The following is an 11419-nucleotide window of genomic DNA, read 5'->3' as shown; positions in this document are numbered from 1 at the left end:
GTCATCCATCGCTGCGGCGCAGCACGCTCGCCTCAGACCAACCCGCCATTGGCGCGCAATACCTGGCCGTTGATCCAGGCCGCATCCGGCCCGGCCAGAAACGACACCACCGCCGCGATGTCTTGCGGCTGGCCCAGACGCTCCAGCGGCGGCATCTTGGCGAAGTGCTCGATCTGCTCCTCGCTCTTGCCGCTCAGAAACAGCTCGGTCGCCACCGGGCCCGGCGCGACGGCATTGACCGTGACGTGACGGCCACGCATCTCCTTGGCGAAGACACGCGTCAGTGTCTCCACCGCTGCCTTGCTCGCGCCATACAGGGCGTAGCCTGGCAGGTTCAGCCCGAGCACCGACGTGGAGAAGTTGATGATGCGCCCACCGGCGTTCAACCGTGTGCCGGCCTCACGCAGTGTGTTGAAGACGCCCGCAAGATTCACGGCCATGGTCCGTTCGAAAAGCGCATCGTCGGTGTCCGCCACTGGCAGCGCCTTGAAGATACCCGCGTTGTTGACCAACACATCGACCTTGCCCAGCCGCCGCTCGGTTTCCTCGAACAGCTGCCGTACCTGCTGCGCATTGGCCACGTCGGCCTGCAAGGCGATGGCATGGCCGCCCTGTTCGCAGATATCCGCTACCAGGGCGTCGGCCTCGGCGGCACTGCAGGAATAGTTGACGACCACCGCCATGCCGTCACTGGCGAGACGCCTGGCCAGCGCAGCCCCTATGCCTCGGGACGCGCCGGTAATGATGGCGATTTTCTGGATCGTGCTCATGCTGAACCTCTCGCTGGAAGAAATTGACCAGCACAGGCTCACATGAGCATGAATCCAGATAAATACGCCAAAATTGCCTTTACTATTCAAAAACCATCAACAATAGGAGTGCGCAGTGGATCAGGTAAAAGCCATGAAGGTGTTCGCTCGCATCTACGAGCGCGGTAGCTTCACCCGCGCAGCCGAAGACCTGGAAATGCCTCGCGCCACGCTCACTCACACCATGAACCAGCTAGAGGCCTGGCTGGGCACCCGTTTGCTGCAGCGCAGCACGCGCCGGGTCCGCCCCACCGAGGACGGCGAAGCCTACTACGGGCGCTGCGTACAGTTGCTCAGCGAACTTGAGGAAGCGGCTCAAGCCTTCCGCAGCGGCGCCCCCAGCGGTCGCCTGCGAGTGGACATGCATGGCACGCTGGCGAAGTTCTTCGTCATCCCGGCACTGCCCGAGTTTCTTGCCCGCTACCCCGACATCACGCTGAACCTCAGCGAATCGGACAGGCTCGTCGACCTGATCGAAGAAGGCGTCGACTGCGTACTGCGCGCCGGCACGCCGAGCGACTCCTCACTGATCAGCCGGCGCCTGGCCGACCTGCCCCAGGTCACCTGCGCCAGCCCCGGGTATCTGCGTCAGTTCGGTACACCGCAAGGCATCGATGATCTGCTCAACCACCGAGCAGTGAACTACCACCCGAAAACGGCCGCGCGTTGCTACCCCTTCGAGTTCACCTGCAAAGGCCAGGTAACGCAGGTCGAAATACCCGGCTCGGTCACCGTCTTCGGCGCAGAAATCTACGCGGCCTCGGCCATCGCCGGGCTTGGCCTGATCCAGGTGCCACGCTACCGAGTGGCGGCGCAGATCGAGCAGGGCCTGCTATGCGAGATCATGACGGACAGCCCGCCGCCACCGATGCCGATATCGGTGTTCTATCCGCGCAATCGGGTCATGTCGAAGCGGGTCAGGGTCTTCGTCGACTGGCTGGTCGAGCGCTTTGCAGCGGCCTGAAGCCCGGCGTGAGCCAGACAAACGCCAGCACCACGCCCTGCTGAAACCGCTGCAAACGATGCAGGACGTGATGAGAAGCGGGCCTGTCATCGCTGATTGCGGAAATCTCTGGGCGAGATGCCCGTACCGCGCCGGAAGAACCGGGAGAAATAGGCGGCCTCGGAAAAACCCAGGCTGTCGGCCACCTGGGCAATGGTCATGGAGGTGTAGACCAGGTTGCGCTTGGCTTCGAGCATCAGCCGCTGGTGGATCAGCTGCAGGCCGGACTGCCCGGCCAGGCGCCGGCACAGGCTGTTGAGGTGGGCCACGCTCAGGCCCAGTTGCGAGGCATACCAGTCCAGCGGGCGATGCTCGCGATAGTGCTGCTCGACCAGCCCCTGCAAGCGGCGCAAATGATTGCGCCCGCGATCATTGATGAACGCCTCGGCGCGCTCGCCAGCCAGAGCCTGACGCGCCAACCACACCAGCAGCGCACTGATCAGTGACTGCAGCATCAGTTCGCGCCCGGCCTCGTGCTGCCCGTACTCATGGGCCAGAGTCGCGAACAGCATGTCCAGACGCGGCCGCTGGTCCGTGACCAGATAACAGACCGGCTGACTCAAGGGCGGCCTTTCCAGGGCGGTGCCGAGGTGCTCGACCAGCGGCTGGGCCAGGGTCAGCACGTGGCCCTGAATGTCCTCGGAAAAGCGAAAGGCATGCACGCACAGCGCCGGTACCACCTGCACCGCCGACTGATCGAGCACCCGCGCCTGACCGTCGATCTCCACCTCGGCGTGTCCGCTCTGGATGTACAGCACCTGCAGCAGATCACTGTGCAGGTGAGCACTGATTTCCCAGCCGTGCAGGCGGCTGCGCTCGGCGATCGATTCGCAGTGGATGAGGTCCGGCGTCGGCCAAGCGCGATCCTCGCCATAGAGTTTGAACACGGGAACCTGGCCGGTCATGAGCGATCCTCGAAAAGTCCAACTAACCAAGCAAATAGTGCCTTCATACGCCATGCCGACGCATCAAAAATACTGCTTCCAGCCTCAGTGTCTTGCATACGGCTGTCACCCAAGGGATAACAACAATGAACACCCAAGTTGCAATCATCGGCGCCGGTCCGTCCGGCCTGCTGCTCGGCCAGTTGCTGCACAAGGCCGGCATCGACAACGTCATCATCGAACGCCAGAGCCCGGACTACGTGCTCGGCCGCATCCGCGCCGGCGTGCTCGAACAGGGCATGGTCGACCTGCTGCGTGAAGCCGGCGTCAGTGCGCGCATGGATCGTGAAGGCCTGGTCCACGATGGCTTCGAGCTGGCCTTCGATGACCGCCTTGAACGCATCGACCTGCGCGGCCTGACCGGTGGCAAGACGGTCATGGTCTACGGCCAGACCGAAGTCACCCGCGACCTCATGGACGCCCGCGTGGCCAGCGGCGCGCCGAGCTTCTACAACGCCAGTGAGGTCGAGTTGCACGCGCTCAAGGGCGAGCAGCCCTATGTCACCTTCGTTCACGCAGGCCAGCGCATGCGCCTGGATTGCCAGCAGATCGCCGGCTGCGACGGCTTCCACGGCGTATCGCGCCAATCCATTCCCGACGGCGTGCTCAAGGAGTTCGAACGGGTCTACCCCTTCGGCTGGCTCGGCGTGCTGGCCGATACTCCACCGGTTCACGAGGAGCTGATCTACGCCAACCACGAACGCGGTTTCGCCCTGTGCAGCATGCGTTCGCCGACACGTACCCGCTATTACGTGCAGGTCAGCAGCGAAGAGAAGGTCGAGGACTGGTCGGACGAGCGTTTCTGGGACGAACTCAAACGCCGCCTGCCAACGCAGACCGCGGCCAAGCTGGTCACCGGCCCGTCCATCGAGAAGAGCATCGCGCCGCTGCGCAGCTTCGTGGTCGAGCCCATGCAGTATGGTCATCTGTTCCTCGTCGGCGACGCCGCGCACATCGTTCCGCCCACCGGCGCCAAGGGCCTGAACCTGGCCGCCAGCGACGTCAACACGCTGTACCGCATCCTGCTCAAGGTGCACCGCGAAGGCCGCACGGAGCTGCTGGAGAAATACTCGGAAATCTGCCTGCGGCGCATCTGGAAGGCCGAGCGCTTCTCCTGGTGGATGACCTCGATGCTGCACCGCTTCCCCGACACCGACGCTTTCAGCCAGCGCATGCAGCAGACCGAACTGGACTACTTCGTCGGCTCCGAGGCCGGACGCCGCACCATCGCCGAAAACTACGTTGGCCTGCCGTACGAGGCCGTGGAGTAACGAGGCAGGCGGTGGATCGCCTCTCGATCCACCGCCGTCGCCCTCAGTCCAGGGCCAGGTAAAGGCGATGCCAGGCCTCCGGAAACAGGCGGCGGAAGAAGAACCGCGCAGCGACCTCACGCGCCTCCCCCAGCCCACGCTCACGGCTGATACGCGCCGCACGCAACCAGGCGTAACCGAGCAACAGCCAGGCGGTCACCTGCAGCATGTCCACGGCGGCCTCGTAGGGGCGCTGCGGCGCACTGTCCTGGCTTTCGCGCAGTTGCGCCAGCGCGCCCTGCCACTCGTCCAGCAGCTCGGCCAACGCTTCGGCCTGCGCCTGCAGGGAAGATCCTTCGGCGCGCTGGCATTCCCCAGTGACCTGCCGCAGCAGTATCGGCACACCAGGCGCAGCGACAGGCAACAGCTTGCGCAGCAGCAGGTCGTTGGCCTGAATCTCGTTGGTGCCTTCGTAAATCATGGCGATGCGGCTGTCGCGCAAGGTCTGCTCGATGGGGTATTCGCTGCAATAGCCGTAGCCGCCGAACACCTGCAGCGCCTGGCTGGCGAGCTGGAAGCCCTGCTCGGTGAAGCTGGCCTTGACCACCGGCGTCAGCAGCGACGCCAGAGCCTCGGCCTCGTCGCGTTGCTGCTCGTCCACCGCCTGCTCGGCGATGTCCAGCAGGTGCGCGGCCCAGTAGCCCAGCATGCGCATGCCCTGAGTCTGCACCTCCAGGCTCTGCAGAATGCGCTGCATGGCCGGGTGCGCGGCGATGGCATCAGCCTCGCCGCTGGCCCCGGCCGGGCGCGGCACGGCGCGCATCTGCCGGCGTTCGGCGGCGTAGGCGCTGGCCTGCTGGTGGGCAAACTCGGCGTGCCCCAGCCCTTGCAAACCAACGTGCAGGCGCGCGCCATTCATCATCACGAACATCGCCGCCAGGCCCTGGTTCGGCTCACCCAGCAGCCAGCCCCGCGCGCCCTCGAAGCGCAGGCTACAAGTGGCGCTGCCACGGATGCCGAGCTTGTGTTCGAGGCCATCGCAGAACACCCCGTTGGCCTGCCCGTGCAGCTCCCGCGGCACCAGAAACAGCGAGATGCCACGAGTGCCGGCGGGTGCATCAGGCAGGCGCGCCAGCACCAGGTGGACGATGCTCTCACCCAGGTCGTGGTCGCCACCGGAGATGAACAACTTGCTGCCGTGCAGGCGGTAGCTGCCCGCCTCCGCCGGTTCGGCGCGGCAGCGCAGCAGGCCGACGTCGCTACCGGCCTGCGGTTCGGTCAGGCACATGGTGGGCACGCAGGTGCCGTCCACGAGTCCTGGCAACCAGGCAGCCTGAAGCTCTACGCTGGCGAAACGGCGCAGCACCTCGTAGGCGCCGTGGGCGATGCCCGGGTACATGGCCCAGGCATGGTTGGCGGCGTAGAGCATTTCCAGCACACCGACGTTGAGCAACTGCGGCAGGCCCTGGCCGCCGTATTCGGGGGCGCAGGCCAGCGACGGCCAGCCACCGTCGACGAAGGCTTGGTAAGCATCGGCGAAACCGTCCGGGGTGATCACCCGGCCATTCTGCAGACGGCAGCCCTGGCGGTCGCCGGGGGTGTTCAACGGCGCCAGGCGATCCTCGGCGAAGCGCGCGGCCTGCTCCAGCACCTGGGCGGCCAGGCCGTGATCCAGCTCGGCGAAAGCCGGCAGCCGCGCCCAGTCCTGTTCGGCGTCCAGCCAGTGTTCGATGACGAAGCGCATGTCATCCAGCGGGGCACGGTAGTGCGTCATAGGCGAATCCTTCAACGATGAGCAGGGTTTTCCAGTAGCAGAGCCATGCCCTGACCGCCGCCAATGCAGGCAGCGGCGATGCCGTAGCGGGTGCCACGCGCCGCCAGTTGGCGGGCAACACTATGCGCCAGGCGCAGGCCGGTGGCGGCCAAAGGATGGCCGAGGGCGATGGCGCCGCCATGGCGGTTCAGGCGCGCCGCATCCAGCTCCAGCTCGCGCTGCACCGCCAGCACCTGGGCGCCCTGGGCTTCGTTGATTTCCAGGCTGTCGATGGCATCCAGGCTCAGGCCGGCACCGTCGAGCAGCAGACGGATCGCCGGGGCCGGGCCGATGCCCATGATCTCCGGCGGCACGCCAACCACCGCGCTGGCGCGCAGCAGCGTCAAGGGCGACTCAGCGCTTCGTGCATCGCCCACCAAAATGGCAGCGGCGCCATCGACCAGCGCGCAGCTGTTGCCGGCGGTCTGCACCGAGCCAGCGCTGACTGGCGAGAGCGCAGCCAGGGCCTCGGCACTGGTCTGCCGGGGATGGCTGTCACGCTGCAGATCGTTGATCTTGCGCGGTAGCTTGAGGTGCCGCGGCTGATAGCCGGCCAGCTCGAAACGGCTACTGGCCACTGGCGCGATCTCGGCGTCGAACCAACCCTCGGCCTGCGCCGCCAGCGCCTTGTCGAAACTGCCCAGGGCAAAGGCATCTACCTCCTCGCGACGCAGGCCGTAGCGCTGGGCGAGGTTCTGCGCAGTGTCGATCATGGTCTGGGCAATGGCCGGATCGAGCAGCGCCTCCCAGAGAAAATCCTTGAAGCCCACCGGCGCGCCGAGGCGAAAACCGCCCCGGTGCTCGTAGCTGGCGATGGGATTGCGCGACATCGACTCTGCCGCCACGCACAGCGCCAGGCTGGTGCTGCCGCGTTCGAGCTGGTTGCCGGCCTGGCGCAGCAGCTCCAGGCCGGTACCGCAGATGCGCTGCACCGCCAGCGCCGGTACCTCGATCGGCACACCGGCGTACAGGCCGATATGCCGGGGCAGCATGTAGGCATCGAAACTGGCCTGGGCCATGCTGCCGGCCAGCACGCTGTCGACCTGCTCGCCACCAATGCCGGCGCGCGCCAGCACGGCGCGGGCGACATGGATGCCCAGGTCGATGGGCGACACCTGGGCCAGTGGCCCGCAGTAGTCGATCCAGGGCGTGCGCGCGGCGGCCAGCAGTGCCACCTGCTCGAAGGCCTCGAACTGGCCCTTCATGGCCGCGCCTGCGCCATTACGCAGTGCGCGGCTGGGTCGGCGTAGAGGCGCTCGATCAGCTCGGCGCGGCGGCTGAGCACCGCGCGCTGGTTGAGCGAGCCCTTGTCGGTGATCTCACCGGCGTCCAGGCTCGGCGCCTCACTCATCAGGCAGGCCCAGGCGATGTGCGAGGCCAGCCCGGTGGCTTCGCGGTTGAGCTCTTCCAGCAGCCCGGCCAGCCACTGCCGCACGGGCTCGGCGGCCATTACCGCTTCGACGCTGGCATCGCTCGCCAGCCCGGCCAGGGCGCGGCAGGCCGGTACGCTGGGGAACACCAGCAGGCCGATACGCTGACGATCCGGCCCGGTGACCACCGCGTCCTGCACGTAGGGCGAGCCCTGCAGGATGACGCGGGTGCGCAGTGGCCCGACGCTGACGAATACGCCGGTGCTGAGCTTGAAGTCCTCGGCGATACGCCCGTCGAACATCAGCCCCCAATGCGGGTTTTGCGCATCGGCAAAGCGCAAGGCATCGCCGGTGCGGTAGTAACCTTCCTCGTCGAAGGCCTCGTTGTTGAGTTCGGCCTGGCGCCAGTAGCCGGGCATCACATGCGGGCCACGGAAGCGCGCCTCCAGCTTGCCGTCGACCGGCGTCAGCTTGACCTCGCAACCTGGCGCCGGCAGGCCGACATAGCCGGCCAGCGACAGCGGCCCGGTGGTGAAGGTGCACGACGGCGCCGTCTCGGTCATGCCCAGGCCAGCCATCATGCGGATGCGCTCGCCACAGTGCTGCTCGGCGACCCGGTCGAGGCGATCCCAGATCGGCTGGCTGAGGCCGGCGCCGGCGAAGAAGAACAGCTTCATGCGCGCGAAAAAACGCTCGCGCAACTCGCCATCCTGCTCCAGCGCCGCCACCAGTTCCTCCCAGCCCTTGGGCACGGTGAGGTAGGCGGTGGGCGAGATGTCCTTGAGGTTGCGCAGCGTCTCGCCGAACAGTTGCGGCGTCGGCCGGCCATCGTCGAGGTACAGGCTGCCGCCGTTGTACAGCACGATGCCGACGTTGTGGCTGCCGCCGAAGGTGTGATTCCACGGCAGCCAGTCCACCAGCACCGGCGGCTCCTCACCGAATACCGGGAAGGTCTGCAACAGCATCTGCTGGTTGGCGCAGAGCATGCGCTGGGTGGTCACCACGGCTTTGGGCAGCTTGGTCGAGCCACTGGTGAAGAGGAACTTGGCGATGCTGTCCGGCCCGGTGCGGGCGAAGGCGGCGTCGGCGGCAGCCGGGTCGCGCGGCGCCAGTAATTCATCGAAGCGCTGGGCAGCACGCCCCGCCACCTCGCCCTGCACCAGCAGCAGGGGCATGTCGGCCGGCACCACGGCCTCGATGGCGCGACTGAAGGCGGCGCCATCGGCGGCCATCACCAGGCCCGGGCGCAGCAGGTCGAAGATGTGCTGCAGCTTGGCGTAGTCGCGGGCCACGGTGGAATAGGCCGGCGACACCGGGCAATAGGGCACGCCGATGTACAGGGCGGCCAGCGCCAGTTGCAGGTGTTCCAGGTCGTTGCCGGAGAGGATCACCAGCGGGCGCTCCGGGCTCAGGTCATGTTCGAGCAGGTGCGCGGCGATGCAGCGCACGCGCGCCAGCATCTCGCGGTAGCTGATGCGCTGCCATTGCCCATCACCGCCACGACGGGCGACGAAGGTGTGCTCACCGCGCACTTCGGCCCAGTGCAGCAGGCGGTCGAGCAGGCGTGGCGGCAATTCGCTCAGCGGCTCTCGCGCGTTGAGATAGACGCTACCGGCACGTTCCTCGATGTGCACATCCGGCGAGCCCAGGGCCACCGGACGATAGCGGGCAGCGAGCGATTGGGAGGGTGCATTGTTCACTTGTTATCACCTCCGGTCCTGCCCGTTCGGGCACGACGCGACGCCGGGGCTTTCCGGCAAACTCGATTCGGGGCGCTCACAGCCCGCTCAAAGACTCACGGGCTGGAGCTATGCAAGGCGTTTCCGAACGTTCAGATCGGGTAGTGGCGCGGGCCATTCTGCAGCGTCACCCAACGCAGCTGGGTGAAGTGCTCGATGCTCGCGCTGGAGCCGAAGCTGCCGTAGCCGCTGGACTTCACCCCGCCGAAAGGCATCGGCGCCTCGTCGTGCACGGTCGGTCCGTTGATATGACAGATGCCCGACTCCACCCGCTGTGCCAGATTCAACGCACGCGACACATCACGGCTGAAGATCGCCGAGGACAGGCCGAACTCCGAATCGTTGGCCAGGCGCAGCAGCTCTTCGTCGCCCCGCCCTCGCAGGATCACCGCCACCGGGCCGAACGACTCCTCGCGGTACAGGCGCATGGCCGGGGTGACGCGGTCGAGCAGCACCGGCTGCATCACGCTGCCGTCGATCTGTCCGCCGGCCAGCAGCACGGCGCCCTTGTCCACCGCGTCCTGCACCAGGCTCATGATGCGTTCGCCAGCGGCAGCATCGATCAGCGAACCAAGCACGGCCTCACCCGGCAAACCGGCCTTGAGCGTGGCGACCTTGGCGGCCAGGCGCGCGGCGAAGTCGTCGGCGATGCGCTCGTCGACCACCAGGCGCTCGGTGGACATGCAGATCTGCCCTTGGTTGAAGTAGGCACCGAAGGCCGAGGCGGCCACCGCCTGATCCAGGTCGGCATCGTCCAGCACCAGCAGCGGCGCCTTGCCGCCCAGCTCCAGCACCGCCGGTTTCAGGTGTTTCGCCGCAAGCTGGCCGATGATGCGCCCGACATGGGTGGAGCCAGTGAAGTTGACGCGGCGCACCGCCGGGTTGGCCACCAGCCGCTCGACGATGGCGGCGGCATCGGCCGGCGCGTTGCTGATGACGTTGACTACGCCATCGCCAAGACCGGCCTGCTGCAGCACCTCGCCGATCAGCGCGTGTACCGCCGGGCTGTTCTCCGAAGCCTTGAGCACCACGGTATTGCCGCAGGCCAGGGGCATGGCCAGGGCGCGGGTGCCAAGGATTATCGGCGCGTTCCACGGGGCGATGCCCAGTACCACGCCGCAGGGCTGACGCAGCGCCATCGCGAAGCTGCCCGGCACGTCGGAGGGAATCACCTCACCCTTGATCTGCGTGGTCATGCCAGCGGCATCGCGCAGCATGTTGGCCGCCAGCTTGACGTTGAAACCGTACCAGTCGGCGGTGGCGCCGGTTTCGACGGCCATGGCCATGAAACGGTCGCGGTTGGCCTCCAGTAAGCGGGCGGCCTCCAGCAGGCGCGCACGGCGCTCGCCCGGCCCCAACGCGGCCCAGGCCGGAAAGGCCGCCTGCGCGGCAGCCACAGCGGCATCGGCGTCTTCCAGGGTGGCGGCGGCCACACGGCTGACAGTCTCGCCGGTGAAGGGACTACGGCGCTCGAACACTGCGCCGCCCGTGGCCGGGCGCGCCTGCCCGGCGATCAGCAAAGGCACTTCGAACATGGTCTGGCTCCATCTTGTGATTGTTATACGGGGGGGCGGGCACGACCGCCCCTGGCACAGCTCAGCGTTTGTAGGCTTGCAGGCCCGGCTTGATGCTCTTGTCATCAAGGAACTGCTTCATGCCCTGCTCGCGGCCACCTTCCTTGTCCAGCAGGCGCGACTGATCGAGCTTGGCGTACAGGTAGTCTTCGTTCTGCTCCCAGGTCAGCTCCCGGCAGCGCTTGAAGCCGATCTTCGCTGCACGCATCACCACCGGGTTCTTCTCCAGCAGGTTACGCGCCAGTTCGATGGTGGTCTCGCGCAGTTGCGCCAGCGGCACGCTTTCGTTGACCAGGCCCATCTCGGCGGCCTTCGGCCCGCCAAAGGTCTTGCCGGTCATGATGTAGTACAGCGACTGGCGATGGCCCACGGTGTCGGCCATGGCCTTGCTCACCAGGTTGCCCGGCGGGATGCCCCAGTTGATTTCCGACAGGCCGAAGGTCGCCTCGTCGGCGCAGATGGCCAGGTCGCACGCCACCAACGGGCTGAAACCACCGCCGAAGCACCAGCCATTGACCATGGCGATGGTCGGCTTGGCATACATGCGCAGCAGCTTCCACTGCCAGGTCGAAGCCTCGCGGCGAATCTTCTCCTGAAGGATCTCCGGGCCGGCGTCGACTTCACGGAAGTACTCCTTCAGATCCATGCCCGCAGTCCACGACTCGCCTGCGCCGGTCAGCACCAGCACACCGACGTCGGCGTCCTGCTCCAGGGTTTCCAGCACATCGACCATCTCGCGGTTGAGGGTCGGGCTCATGGCGTTGCGTTTTTCCGGACGATTGAGGATGACCCAGCCGATGCCCTCTTCGACTTCGACCTTGACGGTTTGCCAGCGTGCTTCGTACTTGCTCATGGGGGTGTCCTGCATGTGTTGGGTAGATGAGCTCAAGGTAGGTCGCGCAAATAGTTATGTCAAT

At 66.5% G+C, this 11419-nt stretch carries 9 protein-coding genes; 2 read left to right on the top strand and 7 right to left on the bottom strand.

Features of this window, described 5'->3' with window-relative positions; translation table 11 throughout:
• Positions 1 to 32: 32 nt before the first annotated feature.
• Complete coding sequence (locus tag PCLY_RS05450) at positions 33 to 770, bottom strand: SDR family oxidoreductase (protein ID WP_061238277.1); 738 nt, start codon at positions 768 to 770, stop codon at positions 33 to 35.
• A 115-nt stretch (positions 771 to 885) separates the two neighbouring features.
• Here PCLY_RS05450 and PCLY_RS05445 point away from each other — a divergent pair, with 115 nt between their 5' ends.
• Positions 886 to 1773: a LysR family transcriptional regulator gene (locus PCLY_RS05445; RefSeq protein ID WP_061238276.1), complete on the top strand. Its 888-nt coding sequence runs from the start codon at positions 886 to 888 to the stop codon at positions 1771 to 1773.
• An 86-nt stretch (positions 1774 to 1859) separates the two neighbouring features.
• Here the strand turns inward: PCLY_RS05445 and PCLY_RS05440 are convergent, their stop codons facing one another.
• Positions 1860 to 2717 carry a helix-turn-helix domain-containing protein gene (locus PCLY_RS05440; protein WP_061238275.1) on the bottom strand — a complete coding sequence of 286 codons (858 nt, stop codon included), beginning with the start codon at positions 2715 to 2717 and terminating at the stop codon, positions 1860 to 1862.
• Positions 2718 to 2842: 125 nt separating this feature from the next.
• Between PCLY_RS05440 and pobA the strand changes: the two genes are divergently transcribed.
• Complete coding sequence (gene pobA, locus PCLY_RS05435) at positions 2843 to 4027, top strand: 4-hydroxybenzoate 3-monooxygenase (RefSeq protein ID WP_061238274.1); 1185 nt, start codon at positions 2843 to 2845, stop codon at positions 4025 to 4027.
• A 43-nt stretch (positions 4028 to 4070) separates the two neighbouring features.
• On the opposite strand, the gene PCLY_RS05430 is transcribed toward pobA, so the two are convergent.
• From PCLY_RS05430 to PCLY_RS05410, 5 genes are all read right to left on the bottom strand, one after another.
• Complete coding sequence (locus tag PCLY_RS05430; protein ID WP_061238273.1) at positions 4071 to 5780, bottom strand: acyl-CoA dehydrogenase; 1710 nt, start codon at positions 5778 to 5780, stop codon at positions 4071 to 4073.
• Positions 5781 to 5791: 11 nt separating this feature from the next.
• The gene (locus PCLY_RS05425; protein WP_061238272.1) at positions 5792 to 7024 is read right to left on the bottom strand and encodes a thiolase family protein; all 1233 of its coding nucleotides are present in this window, start codon (positions 7022 to 7024) and stop codon (positions 5792 to 5794) included.
• A complete protein-coding gene (locus PCLY_RS05420; RefSeq protein WP_061238271.1) occupies positions 7021 to 8889 on the bottom strand; it encodes a feruloyl-CoA synthase in 1869 nt (622 codons plus the stop codon). Before PCLY_RS05420 ends, PCLY_RS05425 begins: the two co-directional genes overlap by 4 nt.
• A gap of 131 nt (positions 8890 to 9020) precedes the next feature.
• Positions 9021 to 10463 (bottom strand): aldehyde dehydrogenase, encoded by a 1443-nt coding sequence (locus PCLY_RS05415; RefSeq protein ID WP_061238270.1) that lies wholly within the window; start codon positions 10461 to 10463, stop codon positions 9021 to 9023.
• 61 nt (positions 10464 to 10524) lie between these two features.
• Complete coding sequence (locus PCLY_RS05410; protein ID WP_061238269.1) at positions 10525 to 11355, bottom strand: p-hydroxycinnamoyl CoA hydratase/lyase; 831 nt, start codon at positions 11353 to 11355, stop codon at positions 10525 to 10527.
• Positions 11356 to 11419 lie beyond the last annotated feature (64 nt).

The sequence above is a fragment of the Ectopseudomonas composti genome, assembly GCF_001567565.1.
In the GTDB taxonomy this organism is placed as follows: Bacteria; Pseudomonadota; Gammaproteobacteria; order Pseudomonadales; family Pseudomonadaceae; genus Aquipseudomonas; species Aquipseudomonas composti_A.
This window is presented reverse-complemented; position numbering and strand designations above follow the sequence as displayed.